Origin of the sequence: Aeromicrobium sp. Root472D3 (assembly GCF_001426485.1) — a bacterium.
Lineage (GTDB): Bacteria > Actinomycetota > Actinomycetes > Propionibacteriales > Nocardioidaceae > Aeromicrobium.
Genome location: NZ_LMET01000001.1, coordinates 448918 through 468087, shown reverse-complemented (window position 1 = coordinate 468087; position 19170 = coordinate 448918). Strand labels below are relative to the sequence as shown.

Below are 19170 nucleotides of genomic sequence, written 5' to 3'. Positions count from 1 at the left end.
CTCAGTCTGCCGAACGGGTCGCGCCGAGGACCATCCAGGTGTCACCCCGCTGGCGCAGCCACAGCGTCACGAGGCGGGCGGCGATGAACCCGCCGTACGCGACCCACAGCCACGTGAAACCCGCTCCGGTCGCCCCCACCGCGAGGACCAGGGGCGTGTAGACGGCCAGCGTCACGATCCCCGCGATCGCCAGGTACACGCCGTCGCCCGCACCGATCAGGACGCCGTCGAGCACGAACACGACACCCGACAGCGGCTGGATCGCGGCGACCACGAGCAGGGCCGGGACCAGGGCCGAGCGCACCGCCGGATCGGACGTGAACAGGTGCGGCAGCCACGGCGCGAGGGCGGCGAGCACGGCACCGGCGACGAGCCCGGTGCCGACGCCCCAGCCGATCATGCGTCGCGTGAGGGCCCGCGTGCCCGCGGCGTCCCCCGCGCCGAGCGCGCCGCCCGTCAGGGTCTGGCCCGCGATCGCGACTGCGTCGAGCGCGAAGGCCAGCAGCGTCACGAGGGTCGCGGCGACCTGGTGGGCCGCGAGCTGGACGTCGCCGAGACCCGCTGCCACGAGCGCGGCCAGCACGACCGTGGCCCGCAGCGTGAGGGTGCGCACGACGAGCGGGACGCCCTGCGTCGCTGCCGCGAGGATCTCGCCCGGCCGCGGCCGGATGGAGGCCCGGACGGGGCGCGCGCGCCGCACGACGGCCGCGACGAGCCACGCGGCGGCGAGCCACTGGGCGATGACGGTGCCGGCGGCGGCGCCCCGCACCCCGAGGCCGAGTCCGTAGACGAGCGTGAGGTTCAGGGCGACGTTGACGAGATTGGCCGCGATCGTCGCCAGCAGGGGCGTGCGCAGGTCGAGCACGCCGCGCAGCGCTCCGGTCGCCGCGAGGATCAGCAGCATCGCCGGGACGCCGAGCGACGAGACGAGCAGGTAGTCACGGGCGTGACCGGCGACCTCCTGCGAGCTCGAGAGCGCATCGGCGAGGGGACGGCCCGTGAGGGCGACGAGCGCGGCGAGGCCGATCCCGAGGCCGACGGCGAGCCACAGCGAGCTGACCGCGAGCCCGAGGGCCGTCCGGTCGTCCCCCGCCCCGTGGTGCCGAGCCACGCTCGCGGTGCTGCCGTAGGCGAGGAACACGCATAGGCCCACCACGGTGCCCAGGACGACCGAGGCGGCGGCCAGTCCACCGAGCTGCGGGGTGCCGAGGTGGCCGATGATCGCGGTGTCGGCCAGCAGCATCAGGGGCTCGGTGACGAGGGCGAAGAAGGCCGGCACGGCGACGGCGAGCATGCGACGGTCGACGTCGCGGAGCCACGTCACGACGACCTCGCGATGGTGACCAACGGGTGACGTGGGGCCGAAGTGACGGGGTTTGTCGACAAGTCCATGAACAGGCACCGGTGGAAGACGAGGTGTCCGGAACTATTTTGTCTCCACATCGAACAAATCCCGTCGTCGCAGGTCAGAGGTGCTTTCGGTGAAATAAAACATTTGTTGTCCACATGTTCGTCCACCGACTGTGCACATGGCTCTCGGCGTTTTCCACAAGCCCACAGGTGTTACCCACAGGGCCTGTGCAGGACGGTGTTGGCCGTTCGGAGGACCGGGCCTACTGTGACGGGTCGGCTCCTGTCGGTGGCGACAGCGACAGTAGTCAGTGACGGCGCGATCAGAGAAAAGGCGGTCCCATCGGTGAGTGTGGCGGACCTCTACGAGGCGGGCCCCGGGCCCGGCGAAGACCCCTCCTCGGGACGGGTCCCTCCGCAGGACATCGCCGCCGAGCAGAGCGTCCTCGGCGCGATGCTGATCAGCAAGAACGCGATCGACCCCGCGGCCGACATCCTCCAGGGCCGTGACTTCTACCGCCCCGCGCACGAGCTGGTCTTCGACATCATCGTCGACCTCGCCAACCGCGGCGAGCCCGCCGACGCCATCACCGTCGCCGCCGAGCTGCAGCGCCGGGGCGAGGTCGGACGCATCGGCGGCGCGCCGTACCTGCACGACCTCGTGCAGGCCGTGCCGATCGCGTCCAACGTCGACTTCTACGCCCACATCGTCCGCGAGAAGGCCGTGCTGCGCCGCCTCGTGCAGGTCGGCCAGCGCATCGCGCAGATGGGCCAGGCGCAGGAGGGCGAGCTCTCCGAGATCGTCGACCGCGCCCAGGCCGAGGTGCTCGACGTCGACGGCACCAGCCAGGCCGAGGACTACCGCCTCGTCTCCGAGCTCATGCCGCTGACGATCGACGAGATCGAGGAGATCCAGGGCCGCGACGGCACCCTGACCGGCGTCCCGTCCGGCTTCCCCGACCTCGACAAGTTCACGACCGGCTTCCGCGCCGGCCAGATGATCGTCGTCGCGGCACGACCCGGTGTCGGCAAGTCGACGCTGGGCCTCGACTTCGTCCGCTCGGCCGCGATCCGCCACCAGATCCCGTGCGCCATCTTCTCGTTGGAGATGACGGGCGCCGAGATCGCGATGCGCATGCTCTCGGCCGAGGCACGCGTCAGCATCGGCCACATGCGCGGTGGCGGCATGCACCAGCGCGACTGGGACGCGATCACCAAGGCCATGCCGCGGGTCAACTCGGCGCCGATCATCGTCGACGACAGCCCCAACATGACGATGCCCGAGATCCGCTCGAAGGCTCGTCGCATCAAGAAGCAGCACGGTCTCGGCTTCATCGTGATCGACTACCTGCAGCTCATGACGTCCGGCAAGCGCGTCGAGAACCGCCAGGTCGAGGTCTCGGAGTTCTCCCGCAACATCAAGCTCCTCGCCAAGGAGCTCGAGTGCCCCGTCGTGGCCATCAGCCAGCTGAACCGTGGGTCCGAGCAGCGCACCGACAAGACGCCGCAGATCTCCGACCTGCGCGAGTCCGGCTCGATCGAGCAGGACGCCGACATCGTGCTGCTGCTGAACCGTCCTGATGCCCAGGGCGCCGGCGAGTCGGACCGTCCCGGCGAGGCCGACATCATCATCGCCAAGAACCGCTCGGGCCCGACCAACAAGATCGCGGTCAGCTTCCAGGGTCACTACTCGCGCTTCACGCCGATGGCCCGCGACGCCGAGCCCCCCGCCGTCGCCGCCGGCGACTTCTTCGGCTGAGCGACCCGCGCCCTACTGGTACGTGACCAGGTCGGGGTGGGGCCTGACCTGACGCCACGTCTGACGCGCGTCGAGCATCGGCGAGTCCTCGTCGACGAAGTTCTTCCAGCCCCAGCCGACGTCCTTCGGGGCGTCGCGGCGCAGGGTGCGCCACGTGTCCTGCTTGGCGCCCTGCGGTCCGGAGCCGTCGACGTGGATGACGGTCGCGAGCTCGGGGTGCGAGGTGTCGACGTCGCCGCGGTCCTTGATCATCGACAGCGAGAACTGGTGCAGCACGAAGATCTTCTGCGGCAGCGTCTTCTCACGGGTCAGGTCGGCGAGCCACGCGCTGGTGCGGTTGATCTCCGCGGCCGACACCGAGCCGATCTGCACCAGGTGCTTCTGCTTGCGCTTCAGCCGCCACTCCGGGTCGAGGGCCAGCCCGACGTGGGGACGCTCGAGCAGCGAGCGGTAGCGCTTGGCCTGCGTCAGGAAGTCGGTGCGCCCCGGCTGCAGGTCGAGGACGACGTACACGCCGGCCTTCTCGGCGGCGTCGACGAGCGGTCGCAGCTTCGCGACGGACGTCTCGGTCGAGTAGTCCTTGTCCTTGCCGGCCGAGGCCGACGCCACCGTCGCGATGATCTCGAAGGTGGGGACGAAGGTCGAGGAGCTGACGCGTCGGTACTTGCGGGCCAGGCGCTCGACCCGCGCGACCGACGCCTTCACGCCCTGCTCGCCGAGCACCCCGAGCTGCGGCGCGCCCGGGTGGCCGTACATCGCGGTGTAGGTGCGGTCACCCAGCGCGAGGTAGCCGCCGGTCGGCTGCTCGGCGCCCGTGCGGACGACGGCGAGCGGGTAGGCGACGTCGTCGAACGCGGCGCCGAGGGCGATGACGGGCCCGTCGGGCCGCTCCGCCAGCGCGGCCGCCGCGCTGTCACTGGTCCGGGGGTCCGCGCCCGGCACCTCGACGACCTGGGCCCCGGCGGCCCGCGCGGTCGCGATCGCCGCGGCGTCGTCCTGCGCCGACGCGGTGAGCACGACCGTGCCGAGCGGGTCGGGCGCGCGATCGCCCCCGAGTCGGGCGACCTCGGCCGCGGCGCTCGCGTCGTCGACGGTGACCGGGCGGGCGCCGGGGACGTCCTGGGCGGCGCCGAACGTCAGCACCGTCGCGGCCTCCAGGCGCGAGATCTCGGCGGGCGCCTCGGGGGAGTCGACGAGCACCGGCACCGCGAGCGACGTGGCGGTGGCGATGGCGACCCGCTGCGCCTCGGGGTCGGCCGGATCGGCCAGCACCGCGACGGGCGACGACGTGAACAGCCGCCGAGAGACGTCGACCGACGTCGCGGGCGCGACGACGTCGAGCGCCTTGCTGGCCTCGCGAGCCTGCGGTGCCGTGGCGGCCGAGACCGCGCGCGCCCCCGGCGAGGCGCCCGTCGATCCACCGCGGTCGACCAGCAGGGCGGCCGCGACGAGAGCCACAGCGACCGCACAGCAGATCAGGGTCACCCGATTGAGCCTGGAAGATACGCTCATGCCCGTGACCCTACTGACCACTCTCATGGCCGCGACCAGCAACGCACCCGACTCGGGCCTCGCAGGGTGGACCGTCGACCTGATGGACCGGCTGGGCCTGTTCGGCGCGGCCCTCGCGGTCGGCATGGACAACCTCTTCCCGCCGATCCCCAGCGAGATCATCCTGCCGCTCGCGGGATTCGCCGCCAGCCAGGGCACGTTCTCGCTGACGGGCGCGCTGATCGCGACGACGCTGGGCTCGGTCGTCGGCGCCGTCGTCCTCTACTGGCTCGGCGCGATCTTCGGCCGGGAGCGGGCCGTGATGGTCTTCGACAGGGTGCCGCTGCTGAAGGTCAGCGATCTGGAGAAGACCGAGGCCTGGTTCGCCAAGCACGGCGGCAAGGCGGTCTTCTTCGGGCGCATGGTGCCGATCTTCCGCAGCCTGATCTCGCTGCCGGCCGGCGTCGAGAAGATGAACTTCGCCTCCTTCCTCGCCCTCACGACGTTGGGCAGCCTGATCTGGAACTCGATCTTCGTGGTGGCGGGGTACCGCCTCGGCGAGAACTGGGACGCCGTCGAGCCGTACGCCGACGTCTTCCAGAAGGTCGTCATCGGTGGCGTGCTGCTGGTCATCGTCGTGTTCGTCGTGGTCCGTGTGCGCGAGAAGCGACGCCCCACCGCGGCATGAGGATCGTCTCGCTGCTGCCGTCGGCCACCGAGATCGTCTACGCCCTCGGGCTCGACGACCACCTGGTCGGCGTGACGTTCGAGTGCGACGAGCCGGCGCAGGCCCGCTCGCGGCACCGCGTCGTGGTCGGTGGCGCCGACACGTCGGGCATGACGGTGGGCGAGATCGACGCGTACGTGCGTGCACAGGTCGCCGCGGGCCGTGACCTCTACACGCTCGACGAGGGGGCCCTCGGCGAGCTCGATCCCGACCTGATCCTCAGCCAGGACCTCTGCCGGGTGTGCGCCCTGCCGACCGGCCAGGTCGACGCGGCCCTCCAGCACCTCGGGTGCCGCGCGGCCGTCCTGACGCTCGACCCGCACTCGCTGGCCGACGTGCTCGCCTCGATCGGCGCGGTGGGCGCGGCCGCCGGCGCCGACGCCCGGGCGGCCGAGCTGATCTCGTCCCTGGAGGACCGGCTGGCCGCGGTGCGTGCCGCGGTGGCCGGGCGTCCCCGACCGCGGGTCGCCGTCGTCGAGTGGGTCGAGCCGTTGTTCACCGGCGGGCACTGGATCCCCGACCAGGTCGAGGCGGCCGGGGGTTTGAGCGTGGGCGGGCACGTGCACCGTGCGTCGGGACCGACGCCGTGGGCCGACCTGCGGGCCGAGCGACCCGACGTCGTCCTGGTCGCCCCGTGCGGCTTCGGCCTCGACGGCGCTGCCGAGCAGGCCGAGCTCGTGCTGCGCGAGCTGCCGGACGCCGAGGTGTGGGCGATCGACGGCGACGCCGTGGTGGTGCGGCCCGGCCCGCGCCTGGTCGACGGCGTCGAGGCGATGACCTCGGTGCTGCACCCGGGCACCGTGGCGCCCGGCCCGCACGTGAGGCAGGTCAGTCGCTAGCCGTGCGGCGACGCCGGCGACGCGACACGGCCTCGGCCAGCAGCCCGGCGGGCACCAGGATCACCCCGGCCACGATGCCGATGCCGACCAGGAGCGTCCTCCACGGCTCGGGCTCCCCGCCACGGTTGCCCGGCAGGCGCGCCGCGCTGGGGTGCTGGGCGACGTACTCGAGACCGATGCGCTGCCCCGTGTCGTAGTCCTTGTCGTCGCGGCGCGTCCACACCATGGTCGTGACACGACGATCGTCCGCGGTCGTGAACCGCACCGACATCTGGCTCCACTCCCTGCCCGACGCCCGGGCCGCGGCGGGCGGCCTCTCGACGGTCCCCGTGACGCGGACGAAGTCGCTGTCGGGGTCGTCCAGCGCCGAGGCGTTGCCGTGCTCGGCGAGCCCCCCTCGCACCGCGACGACCCCGGCCGTCCCGAGAGCGAGCAGCACGACGGTCAGGACCGCGCCGGTGATCCGCCGCCTGCGTCGTGGTTGCACGTGGAACATCCTCCTCGGTCGTCCCGGTCGAACCCCTGCGTCAGGGATCGCCCGCGGGCGTCACGCTATCGCGCCGGTTGTGGGCGGCCTCCTACAGTGGCGGGGTGACTCATTCGGTGATCCGGCGCCTGCTCCCGGTGGCAGCAGCCTCGCTCGTCCTGCTCTCGGCCTGCAGCGGGGGCGGCTCCGACGGCTCCGAGGCGAAGGCCGGCGCCACGCCGAGCGCGACGCAGACGGCTCCGCCCGTCGACCCCGAGCAGGTCGCCTGCAAGCTCCTGACGGCGTCCGACCGCAGCGAGCTCGCGGGTTCGGCCGTCGACGACGTCGTCGCCGCCTCGGGCGCCGACGGCAGCAGCCAGTGCCGGTGGCAGGCCGCGAGCGCCCTGATCCAGGTCACGACGCTGCCCGCCAAGGAGTGGGCCAAGTCGCTGCCCGACGTCGTCAAGCAGCTCGAGTCGTCGACCGACGTCAGTTCCGCGGCCGACAAGAAGGACCTCGCGACGGCCAAGAAGCTGCTCGCGGGAGCGGCCACGTTCACCGACGACCAGGCGTGCGACGCGTTCACGACGCTGGCCGAGCTCGGCGGCGACGACGAGGGCACGCGGACGACCGTGACGTCGATCCCGATCACCGAGACCGAGTCGGGCATCTCGGGCCAGACCTGCTCGGGCGGCGAGCTGACGTCGGTCCTCTACTCGGTGCCGGGACTGGAGCAGACCGACGCCGTGAACAAGACCGTCTCGACGATCCTCGACCGCGCCCAGAAGCGGCTGGCCGAGAAGGGCTGACGTCTACAGCGAGACGTCGGCGCGGCGGTCGTCGGCGCCCGGGCGGTCGCACATCGTGCGTCCGTCGGTGAAGCGGACGCCGTCGGTGAACCGGGCCTCGATCTGGCCCGACCCGAACTGCTCGACGTACAGGCGCGAGTAGAGGCCGCCGAGCTCGAGCAGCTCGTCGTGCGTGCCCTGCTCGACCAGGTGACCGTCCTCGAGGCCGAAGATGACGTCGGCGTTGTGGATCGTCGAGAGCCGGTGGGCGATCGCGATCGTGGTGCGGTTGTGGGTCGCCCGCTCGAGGGCGTCCTGCACGAGCCGTTCGGTCTCGGTGTCGAGGGCCGAGGTGGCCTCGTCGAGGATCAGGATGCGTGGGTCCATCAGCAGGACGCGCGCGATCGCGAGCCGCTGCTTCTCGCCGCCGCTCAGCCGGTAGCCCCGCTCACCGGTGACGGTCTCGTAGCCGTCGGCGAACGACAGGATGCGGTCGTGGATGTTGGCGTCGCGGGCCGCCTGCTCGATCTCGTCGGCGGTCGCGTCGGGCTTGGCGTACGCGATGTTGTCGCGGATCGACCCGTGGAACAGGTACGGCTCCTGCGTGACCATGCCGACGGCCTCGGCGACCGAGCCCATCGTCAGGTCGCGGACGTCGGTGCCGTCGATGAGGACCGCACCCGTGTCGACGTCGTAGAAGCGGGGCACCAGGTACGTCATGGTCGTCTTGCCGGACCCCGAGGGCCCGACGATCGCGGCGAGCTGGCCCGGCTCGACCTTCAGCGAGATGCCGTCGAGCGCCCATCCCTGCTCGGGGGCGGGTGATCCGCGATCGATCCGCACGCCGGTGTCGCCGAAGCGGTCTCCGCCGACGGGTCCGCTGAGGCTGCGCGGCTCGGGGTAGCGGAAGAAGACGTCGCGGAACTCGATCTCGCCCCGCAGGTGCTGCGGGTCGAGGGCCAGGGCCCCCGGACGTTCGGTGATGGCGGGCTCGAGGTCGAGGTACTCGAACAGCCGGCGGAACAGCGCCAGCGACGTCTGCACGTCGAGCGAGACGCGCATGAGCTGCAGCAGCGGCATCTGCAGCCGCGCCTGCAGGGTCGTGAACGCCACCAGGGTGCCGGCCGTGAGGGCGCTGCTCCCCTGCAGCATCGTGCCGGCGACGAGGTAGATCAGGGCGGGGGTGATCGCGAAGAACGTCTGGACGGTCGCGAAGAACGCCCGGCCCGTCATGGCCTGGTCGACCTGCAGGCGCGTCTGCTCGCGGTTGGCCTGGCGGTAGCGGTCGACCTCGGAGTCGGCGCGGTTGAAGACCTTCGACAGCAGGATGCCCGAGACGCTCAGGGCCTCCTCGGTGATCGCGGTCATCTCCGACAGTGACTCCTGCGTGCGCCGGGCCAGCCGCTGGCGGCGCTTGCCGACCTGCAGCTGGACGTAGACGAACACCGGCATCAGCACGAGCGTCAGCAGCGTCAGCTGCCACGACAGGATGATCATCGACACGAACGCCGCGATGACCGTGACGCTGTTCTGCAGGATCGACGTGGCGGTGTCGGTCAGCACCGTCCGGACGCCTGCGACGTCGTTGGCCAGGCGCGACTGGATCGCCCCGGTCTTGGTGGCGGTGAAGAACGCCAGCTCCATCTTCTGCAGGTGGGCGAACAGGTCGCTGCGCAGATCGGCCATCGCGGAGTTGCCGATCGTGGACGTCAGCCAGTTCTGCCCGATCCCGATCAGCGCGGTCACGATCGGGATCGCGCACATGCCGGCCACGAGCCAGGCCAGCAGCTCGGTGCGGACGCCACCGTCGGGCGGGAACAGCGCCTTGTCGAAGATCGCCTTGGTCAGGAAGGGGACGACGGAGGTGAGGGCGGCGGACACCACGACCGCGACGGCCACGAAGACCATCTTGGTGCGGTAGGGCCGCAGCATGTGGGCGATGCGGCGCAGGATCGGCGGTCCGCCGGAGGCGATCTCGGTCTCGCTCAGGTGCGTGACGGTCGGGCCGCCGTCGCCTCGGGCCACCCGGTCAGTCCTCGATCTTGGTCAGCACCACGTCGGTGGCGTCGCCGGCGACGACGGGGACGAGGTCGGTCGTCCCCCACACGCCGACCTCTCCGCCGCGCAGCGCGGCCCAGATGAACAGCTCGTCGGGGTCGGGCGCGAACGCCGGGTCGGCGACGAGCGTGAACGCGGTCGGCACCGCCGTCGACTCGATCGCGGTGCCGGCGAGGACCTCGCCCTCGCCGTCGACGAGCTTGATCGTGGCGATCGCCCCCGACGGCAGCGCGATGCGCTCGCGGAAGGTGACGGTGCCGGTGACGGTCAGGAGCTCGGAAGGCATGGTGACAGGCTATGCCCGCAGTCGTGAGACGTCTCGCGCAGTTCGCGGGACACGGTCAGAGACCGGCCTCGGCGACGGCTTCGTCGAACGAGGTCGCGGGTCGGCCGAGCAGGCGCTCGACGTCGCCGCTGACGTGCTCGAGCTCGCCGTCGCGGATCGCGGTGTAGGTGCTGATCCAGGCGTCGACCTGCCAGTCGGGTGCGCCGAAGTGGGCGCGGCTGGCGCGCGCCTCGTCGATCGTCTCGTCGACGAACGAGAACCGGCGACCCGTGATGCGGGTCGTGATCGTGGCGACCTCGTCGAACGTCAGCGCCTCGGGGCCCGTGAGGTCGTACGTGCGGCCGGCGTGCTCGCGGGGGTCGAGCAGGACGTGCGCGACGACCGCGCCGACGTCGCGCTGCGAGACCGCGGCGACGCGTCCGCGGCCGGCCGGCCCGCGGATGACGCCGTTCTCGTCGGCGAACTGCGGCAGGACCTCGGCGTAGAAGTTGTCGCGCACGAACGTCCAGTCGAGACCGGACGCCCGGATGTGGTCCTCGGTCGCGCCGTGGTCGCGGCCGAGCGTGAACCCGGACGTCGCGGACGCCCCGACGAACGACAGGTAGACGATCTGCCGCACGCCCGCCTCGACCGCGGCGTCGACGAACGAGCGGTGCTGGTCGAGCCGGTCGGCGGCCTCGTGGCCCGAGACCATGAAGACGGTGTCGACGCCCTCGAGCGCGGCGGCGCAGCCGGGCTGCCCGTAGGTCGCCTCGCGCACGTCGGCACCGGCGAGGTGCGGCGCCCGCGCCGGGTCGCGCACGAGCAGGCGGACCGAGGTGCCGGAGTCGGCGAGCAGGTGGGCCGCGGTGCCGCCCACGGCGCCGGTCGAGCCGGTCAGGGCGATGGTCGTCATGCCGGGTGCAACCCGGCGCCCCCGACCGGTATTCCGGTCGGGGGCGGTCCTCAGGCCTCGAAGCGGCGCAGGCGCAGGCTGTTCGTGACGACGAAGACGCTGCTGAAGGCCATGGCGAGCCCCGCGATGAGCGGGTTCAGGAAGCCCAGCGCGGCCAACGGGATCGCGGCGACGTTGTAGGCGAAGGCCCAGAAGAGGTTGCCCTTGATGGTGCGCAGCGTCGCGCGGGACAGGCGGACGGCGTCGACCGCGGTGGCGAGGTCGCCCTTCACGAGCGTCAGGTCGGAGGCCTCGATCGCGACGTCGGTCCCGGTGCCCATCGCGATGCCGAGATCGGACGCGGCCAGCGCCGCGGCGTCGTTGACGCCGTCGCCTACCATCGCGACGGCGCGGCCCTCGGCCTGCAGCTCGCGGACGACCCGCAGCTTGTCGGCCGGGGTGACGTCGGCGACGACCCGGTCGATGCCGACCTCGGCGGCCACCGACTCGGCGACGGCGCGGTTGTCGCCCGTCAGCAGGACGGGCTCCAGCCCCAGGGCGCGCAGGTCGGCGACGGCCCCCGCCGACGTCGGCTTGATCGTGTCGGCGACGGTGATCGTGCCCCGGAGCTCGCCGTCCCAGGCGACGGCGACGGTCGTGCCCGTGCGGCGCGTGGGCGCGGTGACCTCGACGCCCTGCTCGCGCAGCCACGACGGACGTCCGACGAGCGCGGCCCGACCGTCGACGAGACCACTGACGCCGAACCCCGCGTGGTTGGCGAAGTCGACGACGTCGACCGGGTCGGCCAGCGTCGCCACGGCCCGTGCGATGGGGTGCTCGGACGAGTGCTCGAGCGAGGCGGCGACGCGCCGCAGCTCGCCCTCGTCGACGCCCGGGGCCGGGTCGACCGACACGACGCTCATCGCCCCGGTCGTGACGGTGCCGGTCTTGTCGAGCACGACGGTGTCGACGGCGCGGGTCGACTCGAGCACCTGCGGGCCCTTGATCAGGATGCCGAGCTGGGCGCCGCGTCCCGTGCCCACCATGAGGGCCGTCGGCGTGGCGAGGCCGAGCGCGCACGGGCAGGCGATGATCAGCACCGCGACGGCGGCCGTGAACGCCTCGGTCCACGAGTGCCCCGTCGCGACCCAGGCCGCCAGGGTCACCGCCGCCAGGACGATGACGGCGGGCACGAACCACGCCGACACGCGGTCGGCGAGACGCTGGACGTCGGCCTTGCCCTCCTGGGCCTGCTCGACGAGCCGGGCCATCTGCGACAGGCGGGTGTCGTCCCCGACCGCGGTGGCGCGCACGACCAGGCGTCCGCCGTGGTTGACCGTCGCGCCCGTGACGACGTCGTCGGGGCCCACGTCGACCGGCACGGGCTCACCCGTCAGCATCGACTCGTCGACCGACGACGTGCCGCTCTCGACGATGCCGTCGGTCGCGATCTTCTCGCCCGGACGCACGACGAAGCGGTCGCCGTCGGCGAGCTCGGCGAGCGCGACGGTCTGCTCGCGTCCGTCGTCGCGCAGCACCGTGACGTCGCGGACCCCGAGGTCCATGAGGGCCCGCAGCGCCGCGCTCGACCGCACCTTGGCGCTGGCCTCGAGGTAGTGCCCCGCGAGGATGAAGACCGTGACGGCTGCCGCGACCTCGAGGTAGATCTCGTCGTGCCCCGTGTCGGACGGCAGCAGCGAGAACCGCATCGTCATGCCCGTCATGCCGGCGTCGCCGACGAACAGGGCCCACAGCGACCAGACGTAGGCCGCGCCCACGCCGACGCTGACCAAGGTGTCCATCGTGACCGCGCCGTGACGCAGGTTGACCCAGGCGGCCCGGTGGAACGGGTACGCGCCCCACGTCACGACCGGTGTGGCCAGCGCGAGGGCGAGCCACTGCCACAGGTCGAACTGCCAGGCGGGCACCATCGACAGCAGCGCCACGGGAAGGGCGAGGGCCGCGGAGACGCGCAGCCGCCGCCGCATCGACGAGGTGCCGTGGAGGTCGTCGTGCTGCTCGTGCGTCGACGTCGGCGTCGGCAGGCTCGCGGAGTACCCCGTCGCCGCCACGGTGTCGATCAACGACTGCACGTCGACCTCGTCGGCGACGGTGACCGTGGCCTTCTCGGTGGCGTAGTTGACCGTGGCCTCGACGCCGTCGAGCCGGTTGAGCTTCTTCTCGACCCGCGCGGCGCACGACGTGCAGGTCATGCCGGCGATGTCGAGCCTGAGGGTGCTCATGCGAGCGCGTACCCGGCTTCGTCGACGGCGCGGACGACGTCCTGTCGGTCGAGGGGCGTGCCGCTCTCGACCGTGACGTCGGACGTGCCCCCCGCGACGAGGTCGACCGTCACGGAGGTGACGTCGGGGAGCGCCGTGAGCTCCTCGGTCACGGCGGTGACGCAGTGGCCGCAGGTCATGCCGGTGACGCGGTAGGTCTCGGTGGTCATGGTGGGTCCTCTCGGTGGACGGTCTAGGAACGGACGAGGCGTGCGATGGCCTGCGACGCCTCCTTGACCTTCAGGTCGGCCTCGTCGCCGCCGGCGCGGGCGGCGTCGACGACGCAGTGGGCGAGGTGCTCGTCGAGCAGCTTCAGCGCGACGGCCTCGAGCGCCTTGGTCGTCGCCGAGACCTGCGTCAGGACGTCGATGCAGTAGGTGTCGTCCTCGACCATGCGGGTCAGGCCGCGCACCTGCCCCTCGATGCGCTTGAGGCGCTTGAGCACCGCGACCTTGTCGTCGCTGTAGCCGGGTGCCGCGTGGTCGCCGGTCATCCGAGCAGCCCCTTCATCGTCGCGATCTCGCGCTGCTGGTCGGCGATGACCTGACGGGCGAGCTTCTGCGCGCGAGCGTCCCGGCCGTCGGCCAGCTCGGTGCGCGCCATGGCGACGGCCCCCTCGTGGTGCTCGATCATCAGGGTGAGCCACTCCTGGTCGAACGCGGCCCCGGAGAGCTGCGCGAGCCCGGTCATGTCGGAGTCACTCATCATCCCGTCGCCCATGTCGTGGCCGGCGTGGTCCGACGGGACGTCCCAGTCGTCGAGCCACGTCTTCATCGTCGCGATCTCGGGACCCTGCGCGGCCTCGATCTGGGCGGCGAGGGCCTTCACGTCGGCCGAGGCGTCGGCGCGCTCGGCCATGTCGGCCATCTCGACGGCCTGCTCGTGGTGCGGAACCATCTGCTGGACGAAGGCGACGTCGGCGTCGCCGTGACCGGCGTCGGACTCGTTGGACGAGCCGCAGGCCGCGACGAGGACGAGCGGCAGCGCCGCGAGGAGTGCGATCAGCTTGTTCATGACTCCGAACATACCCCTAGGGGGTATACCGTTCAAGGGCTCCCAGGAACGGACGCCCTACGCTGGCCCCATGAGTGACATTCCAGGACTGGACGGGGTGCTCGACGTCGAGCACGTCGAGGCAGGTCCCGACAAGGTCGTCGTCCGCTTCACGCTCGGCGAGAAGCACCTCCAGCCGTTCGGCATCCCGCACGGTGGCGTCTACTGCGCCGTCCACGAGTCGACCGCGAGCATCGCGGGCCAGATCTGGCTCGACGGCAGGGGCGTCGTGGTCGGCACCAACAACTCGACCGACTTCATCCGGCAGGCGGCGGTGGGCGACACCATCACGGTCACCGCGACCCCGATCCACCGCGGTCGTGGCCAGCAGCTGTGGCACCTCGACTCGCTCGACCAGGATGGTCGGCTCATCGCGCAGGGGCAGGTGCGCCTGGCCAACCTCGACCGCGAGGTCCCCGCCGAGATGCTGGAGAAGTTCACCGGCGTGTCCCGCTAGACTCGGTGCAAGCAGACGCGACTGGCGTTGAGGTGGCTACCACCGGGGAGCGCTGCGAACCACCGACACACACGACACTGGGACCGTTCGCCTGGGCCCCACGTCAGCCGAGTTCCGCTGACTGGAGGCACCAGAGATGATGATGACCATGACGAACACCGATCACCGTCCCGACGGATCGAGCCCGACCGCGCTGCTCGACGACGGCGACGTCCGCGTGCTGCTGCTCGAGAACATCCACACCGACGGCGCCGAGTTCCTGCGGGGCAAGGGCTTCCAGGTCGAGACCCGTGACGGGGCCCTCGGCGAGGACGACCTCATCGAGGCGATCCAGGGCGTGCACCTGCTGGGCATCCGCTCGACGACCTACATCACCGAGAAGGTCCTCGACGCCGCCCCCGACCTGCTCGCGATCGGTGCGTTCTGCATCGGCACCAACCAGATCGACCTGGCCGCCACGACCCAGCGCGGTGTCGCGGTGTTCAACGCGCCCTACTCCAACACGCGCAGCGTCGTCGAGCTCGCGATCGCCGAGATCATCTCGCTGGCGCGCCGCCTGCACGAGAAGTCGACCGACATGCACGCCGGCGTGTGGAACAAGTCGGCCGCCGGCAGCCACGAGATCCGTGGTCGCACGCTCGGCATCATCGGCTACGGCAACATCGGCAGCCAGCTGTCGGTCATCGCCGAGGCCCTCGGCCTGTCGGTCGTCTTCTTCGACATCGACGACAAGCTCGCGCTCGGCAACGCCAAGCGCTGCTCGACGCTCGAGGAGCTGCTCGCGGTCGCCGACGTCGTGACCCTGCACGTCGACGGACGTCCGGGCAACGCCGGTCTGTTCGGCGACGACGAGATGCGGCAGATGAAGCCGCGCTCCCTGCTGCTCAACCTGTCGCGCGGCATCGCCGTCGACACCGCCGCCCTGCGCCGGCACATCGAGTCGGGCCACATCGCCGGCGCGGCGGTCGACGTCTTCCCGATCGAGCCCAAGCGGCAGGGCGACGCCTTCGAGTCCGACCTGCGCGGGCTCAAGAACGTCATCCTCACGCCGCACGTCGGCGGCTCGACCGAGGAGGCGCAGCAGGACATCGGACGCTTCGTGGCGTCCAAGCTGCGCTCGTACGCGTCGTTCGGCGGCACGTCGCTGAGCGTCAACATGCCGGGCATCAACCTGCCGGCCGACACGACGAAGCACCGGCTGGCCCTCGTGCACCGCAACGCCCCGGGCGTCCTGGCGCGCATCAACGGCCTGCTGGGCGAGCACGGCGTCAACATCGAGGCCCAGTCGCTGTCGACGCGCGGCGAGATCGGCTACGTGCTGACCGACGTCGCCGCCGAGGTCGGCGCCGAGGTGCTGCAGGAGCTCGCGAAGCTGCCCGAGACGGTGCGCCTGCGTCAGCTGAGCTGACGCGGGCGCCCGCCCGGGGCCGCTACTCGAAGCCGAACGGCGGGAAGTCGTCCGTCACGAGGAAGGCGTACGCGGTGTAGCGCGTCGTCCAGCGGATGAAGCCGACCATGAACGACTCGAGACCCGACGGCCAGCGTCCGAGGATGATGACGGCGAACCAGCCGATGATGTAGACGACGTACAACGCGATGACCAGGAAGAACGAGACGATCGCGTGGGGGATCAGCAGGAAGATCCGGAAGAAGATGCTGAGCCGGCTGCGGCCCTCGATCGCCGGGACGACCTCGACGCGCGTGCGCGGGTCGGTGCCCGGATCGGCGAACTGGGTGTCGAAGGTGAAGGGCGGGTACTCCTCGCGCATGAAGAACACGTAGGTCTGCGTGCGCGCCGAGTAGCGGAGCGTCGCGATGATGAGCCCCTGCAGGCCCTCCGGGACCTTGCCGGCGAAGACGCCCGTGAACCAGGCCACGAAGGCGAGCACCTGGGCGACGATCTGCAGGACGTAGAGCACGATGAAGTGCGGGATCGCCAGCAGCCAGTGCACGAACGGACGCCAGCGGGCGATCTTGCCGGGCGAGGCGAACTGGAACGAGACGGGGTAGCCGCCGGGAACGCTGGCGACGGCCGGGGCGCCGTACGGCGGGGGCGGGGGCTGGTAGGCAGGCGGCTGCTGCCCGTACGGCTGCTGGCCCGGGGGCTGGTAACCCGGCGGGGGAGGCGGCGGCGTGGAGTCGCTCATGGGGAGTCCTTCGTCCGAGAGAGGCTGTGCGGTCAGACGAACCGTAGCGAAGTCGCGAGCGTCTCGGCCACGCCTGCGTCGACCTTGTGGGTGGCGAGCGGGTCGCCCCGGGTCGTCCCGCGGTTGACGATGACGATCGGGATGCCCCGCTGGTGGGCCGCCTTGACGAAGCGCAGGCCCGACATGACGTGCAGCGACGAGCCGAGCACGACGAGGGCCTCGGCCTCGGCGACCAGCGCGTACGACCGCTCGACCCGCTCCTTCGGCACGTTCTCGCCGAAGAACACGACATCGGGCTTGAGGTCGCCGCCACACGTGCGGCACGGCGCGACGACGAAGTCGTCGGTCTCGCGCAGGACGACGTCGCCGTCGGGCGCCAGCTCGCCGGTGCGCTGCTCGAACCCGGGGTTGAGCGCCGTCAGGCGCTCGTGCAGCGCGGCGCGGGTCGTGATCTCGTGGCACCCCAGGCAGACGACGCGGTCGATGCGGCCGTGCAGGTCGATCACGTCGCGGTGCCCGGCCTGCTCGTGCAGCCCGTCGACGTTCTGGGTGATCAGGCCCGTCAGGCGGCCGGCGTCCTGCAGCGCGACGAGGGCGTGGTGCGTCGCGTTGGGGTCGGCGTGCCACATGCGGGTCCACCCCACGTGGGAGCGGGCCCAGTAGCGCTGCCGCCCCTCGACCGTCCGGACGAACTCCTGGTACGTGATCGGCGTGCGGGGCGTCGAGCCCGGCCCGCGGTAGTCGGGGATGCCCGAGTCGGTCGAGACGCCCGCGCCCGTGAGCACGAGCCACGTGCGGTCGCCGAGGACGTCGAGGGGATCCACGCTCACGAGCGTACGTCCGGGACGTCGAGGTCGTCGCCCGACAGGTACATGCGGGTGCGGACGACGGCGAAGCCGACGATGCCGGCCAGGAAGACGACGGCGAAGATGCCGACGGCGAGCGACGCGCCGTCCGGGCGTTGCCCGGGGTAGGCGTACTGGACGAACCGCTGGCCGACGTAGCCGAGCAGGGCGGCCGAGCCCCAGCGGTAGGAGAGGGCCGCTCGGTCCCGGTAGCGTGCCGTCCGCTCGACCCGTCCGCGCTCGCCCAGCACGGCCAGCACGCGTTGGCGTTGCCGCCGGGTCGTCACGGCCGCCACGGCCCAGAGCGCTGCCACGCCGAGCCAGGCGTACCCGATCGACTGCCCCCGCACCAGCAGGAACACCGCACCGAAGAGCGTCGTCGCGCCCCACCCGATCAGGAACCACAGGTGGACGGGCGACTCGTTGCCCTGGCGGATCGACGCCAGGTCCTCGTCCGTCGCGGTGTCCATGCGCCGCTCGAGCCGGGTGGTCGGGGCCAGCGATAGGAGCGCGAGGGTCGCGGGCAGGACGAGGGCGATGATCAGGACGGTCATCGGCGACCCACCGCCGCTTCGTCGGGGCGGGTCGACCGTCCCGTGCGGAGTGGGGTCATGGCCGGCAGGTACCCCGTCGTCGCGGGGGCATGCCGGGCATCAGCCCGCGAGCTCGACGAGCCTGCGGACGGTGTTGAGGTTGCGCGCGGTGCCGGCGACACCGAGCGCGCGGCCGATCGCGTCGGCCTTCATCTGCGGGCGTCCCGCGCCGTCGGCGTACCGGACGTGCATCTCGGCGCCGACGACGTCCCACCGGTCGTCGTGGGTCTCGAACGAGCGGGCCTTCTCGAGCGCGTCGGCCGTCGGCTCGCCCGCGAGGAAGGTGACGTAGGAGTACTTCGGCTCGACCACCTCGAACGGGTGGGCGCTCAGCGCGGAGCGGACCTGGTCGGGCGTCCGGGAGATCACGTCGCGGAAGAAGCCGAACCGCTGCTCGACGGCCTGCTCGAGGGCCCGGTCGAACACCGCCGGGTCGCCCGGCACGTCGGCGACCAGGTTGCCCGAGGCGATGTACGTGCGGACGTCGGTCGCCCCGAGGTCGGCCGCGATCGCCCGCAGGTCGGCCATCGGCAGCTGGGCCGGGCCGACGTTGACGGCGCGGAGCAGCACGATGCGGGTGGCCATGGGGCCAGTATCACCGGCGACGCGGTCAGCGGACCATCAGCACGACGAACAGGACCGTCAGCGCTCCGGCGAGCACGAGCCCGCCGAGGGCGCGCACCCAGGCCGCCTGCCCCCGCCGGGACGACCGGACGATCGCGATCGGCACGAGCACCAGCAGCACGGCGAGCGCGATCCAGTACCCGAACAGCACCGTTCCGAAGTACGACGTGTCGCACACGGCGGGCTCGTCGGCCGCGCTGACGCTGCCGCACGAGTCGGTCATGAAGACCGACGTGATCGCGAGCAGGGCGAGGAGCGCCGAGCCCAGCACCTGGAGGACGTACAGGACCCACGCGACGGCGGTGCCGGAGCGGGACGTGCGGGTGCCGGTCACGGGGGGACCGTAGCGCGGGGACGACCTGTCTCGGGGCGTTTCGGACGTCAGCGCCCCTGGCCGCCGGGGTGGGGCGGGGTGTGGTCGCGGCGGTCGTCCGGACCTGAGAGCCCCCCGGCACCGGAGCGGCCCGTGAGAGCCACGAGTCCGACGATTCCGACGACGACGGCCAGGACGATCAGAGCGGTGATCATGGT

The 19170-nt window shown here is 71.8% G+C and carries 22 protein-coding genes; 6 read left to right on the top strand and 16 right to left on the bottom strand.

Annotated elements, in window-relative coordinates:
- Position 1: 1 nt before the first annotated feature.
- Complete coding sequence (locus ASD10_RS02325) at positions 2–1324, bottom strand: MATE family efflux transporter (protein WP_056604035.1); 1323 nt, start codon at positions 1322–1324, stop codon at positions 2–4.
- Between the two features lie 372 nt (positions 1325–1696).
- On the opposite strand from ASD10_RS02325, the gene dnaB reads away from it, so the two are divergent.
- The gene (dnaB, locus tag ASD10_RS02320; RefSeq protein ID WP_056604032.1) at positions 1697–3109 is read left to right on the top strand and encodes a replicative DNA helicase; all 1413 of its coding nucleotides are present in this window, start codon (positions 1697–1699) and stop codon (positions 3107–3109) included.
- 12 nt (positions 3110–3121) lie between these two features.
- Here dnaB and ASD10_RS02315 read toward each other — a convergent pair whose 3' ends face one another.
- Positions 3122–4621 carry a hypothetical protein gene (locus tag ASD10_RS02315; RefSeq protein WP_082555973.1) on the bottom strand — a complete coding sequence of 500 codons (1500 nt, stop codon included), beginning with the start codon at positions 4619–4621 and terminating at the stop codon, positions 3122–3124.
- Here ASD10_RS02315 and ASD10_RS02310 point away from each other — a divergent pair.
- Positions 4620–5288, top strand: a complete 669-nt coding sequence (locus ASD10_RS02310; RefSeq protein WP_056604026.1) for a DedA family protein — start codon at positions 4620–4622, stop codon at positions 5286–5288. The genes ASD10_RS02315 and ASD10_RS02310 overlap by 2 nt on opposite strands.
- A complete protein-coding gene (locus tag ASD10_RS02305; RefSeq protein WP_056604023.1) occupies positions 5285–6166 on the top strand; it encodes an ABC transporter substrate-binding protein in 882 nt (293 codons plus the stop codon). The genes ASD10_RS02310 and ASD10_RS02305 overlap by 4 nt, the downstream gene beginning before the upstream one ends.
- Here the strand turns inward: ASD10_RS02305 and ASD10_RS02300 are convergent.
- Positions 6156–6653 carry a DUF3592 domain-containing protein gene (locus tag ASD10_RS02300; RefSeq protein ID WP_157432412.1) on the bottom strand — a complete coding sequence of 166 codons (498 nt, stop codon included), beginning with the start codon at positions 6651–6653 and terminating at the stop codon, positions 6156–6158. The two genes, ASD10_RS02305 and ASD10_RS02300, sit on opposite strands and share 11 nt — an antisense overlap.
- Positions 6654–6757: 104 nt before the next feature.
- Here ASD10_RS02300 and ASD10_RS02295 point away from each other — a divergent pair, with 104 nt between their 5' ends.
- On the top strand, positions 6758–7441 hold the full coding sequence (locus ASD10_RS02295) for a hypothetical protein (protein WP_157432411.1): 684 nt from the start codon (positions 6758–6760) through the stop codon (positions 7439–7441).
- Between the two features lie 3 nt (positions 7442–7444).
- Here ASD10_RS02295 and ASD10_RS02290 read toward each other — a convergent pair whose 3' ends face one another.
- The 7 genes from ASD10_RS02290 to ASD10_RS02260 are packed head-to-tail and all read right to left on the bottom strand — an operon-like array spanning position 7445 to position 13934.
- Complete coding sequence (locus tag ASD10_RS02290) at positions 7445–9445, bottom strand: ABC transporter ATP-binding protein (protein ID WP_200938113.1); 2001 nt, start codon at positions 9443–9445, stop codon at positions 7445–7447.
- A gap of 4 nt (positions 9446–9449) precedes the next feature.
- Complete coding sequence (locus ASD10_RS02285) at positions 9450–9764, bottom strand: YbaY family lipoprotein (protein WP_056604014.1); 315 nt, start codon at positions 9762–9764, stop codon at positions 9450–9452.
- Positions 9765–9819: 55 nt separating this feature from the next.
- On the bottom strand, positions 9820–10659 hold the full coding sequence (locus tag ASD10_RS02280; RefSeq protein WP_056604010.1) for an SDR family oxidoreductase: 840 nt from the start codon (positions 10657–10659) through the stop codon (positions 9820–9822).
- A 50-nt stretch (positions 10660–10709) separates the two neighbouring features.
- Positions 10710–12881 carry a cation-translocating P-type ATPase gene (locus tag ASD10_RS02275; protein ID WP_056604007.1) on the bottom strand — a complete coding sequence of 724 codons (2172 nt, stop codon included), beginning with the start codon at positions 12879–12881 and terminating at the stop codon, positions 10710–10712.
- Positions 12878–13090 (bottom strand): heavy-metal-associated domain-containing protein, encoded by a 213-nt coding sequence (locus tag ASD10_RS02270; RefSeq protein ID WP_056604004.1) that lies wholly within the window; start codon positions 13088–13090, stop codon positions 12878–12880. Before ASD10_RS02270 ends, ASD10_RS02275 begins: the two co-directional genes overlap by 4 nt.
- Before the next feature lie 23 nt (positions 13091–13113).
- On the bottom strand, positions 13114–13413 hold the full coding sequence (locus tag ASD10_RS02265) for a metal-sensitive transcriptional regulator (RefSeq protein WP_056604001.1): 300 nt from the start codon (positions 13411–13413) through the stop codon (positions 13114–13116).
- Positions 13410–13934, bottom strand: coding sequence for a DUF305 domain-containing protein (locus ASD10_RS02260; protein ID WP_056609795.1), 525 nt, complete (start codon positions 13932–13934; stop codon positions 13410–13412). Before ASD10_RS02260 ends, ASD10_RS02265 begins: the two co-directional genes overlap by 4 nt.
- 70 nt (positions 13935–14004) lie before the next feature.
- Between ASD10_RS02260 and ASD10_RS02255 the strand changes: the two genes are divergently transcribed.
- A complete protein-coding gene (locus ASD10_RS02255; protein WP_056603998.1) occupies positions 14005–14430 on the top strand; it encodes a PaaI family thioesterase in 426 nt (141 codons plus the stop codon).
- Positions 14431–14578: 148 nt separating this feature from the next.
- Complete coding sequence (gene serA / locus ASD10_RS02250) at positions 14579–15838, top strand: phosphoglycerate dehydrogenase (RefSeq protein ID WP_235501735.1); 1260 nt, start codon at positions 14579–14581, stop codon at positions 15836–15838.
- Positions 15839–15860: 22 nt separating this feature from the next.
- Here serA and ASD10_RS02245 read toward each other — a convergent pair whose 3' ends face one another.
- From ASD10_RS02245 to ASD10_RS18600, 6 genes are all read right to left on the bottom strand, one after another.
- The gene (locus ASD10_RS02245; protein ID WP_056603995.1) at positions 15861–16577 is read right to left on the bottom strand and encodes a DUF4389 domain-containing protein; all 717 of its coding nucleotides are present in this window, start codon (positions 16575–16577) and stop codon (positions 15861–15863) included.
- A gap of 32 nt (positions 16578–16609) precedes the next feature.
- The gene (locus ASD10_RS02240; protein WP_235501734.1) at positions 16610–17401 is read right to left on the bottom strand and encodes an NAD-dependent protein deacetylase; all 792 of its coding nucleotides are present in this window, start codon (positions 17399–17401) and stop codon (positions 16610–16612) included.
- Between the two features lie 2 nt (positions 17402–17403).
- Positions 17404–17976 carry a hypothetical protein gene (locus ASD10_RS02235; protein ID WP_056603988.1) on the bottom strand — a complete coding sequence of 191 codons (573 nt, stop codon included), beginning with the start codon at positions 17974–17976 and terminating at the stop codon, positions 17404–17406.
- 99 nt (positions 17977–18075) lie between these two features.
- Positions 18076–18600 carry a DUF1697 domain-containing protein gene (locus ASD10_RS02230; protein ID WP_056603985.1) on the bottom strand — a complete coding sequence of 175 codons (525 nt, stop codon included), beginning with the start codon at positions 18598–18600 and terminating at the stop codon, positions 18076–18078.
- Positions 18601–18625: 25 nt separating this feature from the next.
- Positions 18626–18973 carry a hypothetical protein gene (locus ASD10_RS02225; protein WP_056603980.1) on the bottom strand — a complete coding sequence of 116 codons (348 nt, stop codon included), beginning with the start codon at positions 18971–18973 and terminating at the stop codon, positions 18626–18628.
- Positions 18974–19020: 47 nt separating this feature from the next.
- The gene (locus tag ASD10_RS18600; RefSeq protein ID WP_157432410.1) at positions 19021–19167 is read right to left on the bottom strand and encodes a hypothetical protein; all 147 of its coding nucleotides are present in this window, start codon (positions 19165–19167) and stop codon (positions 19021–19023) included.
- Between the last annotated feature and the right edge of the window lie 3 nt (positions 19168–19170).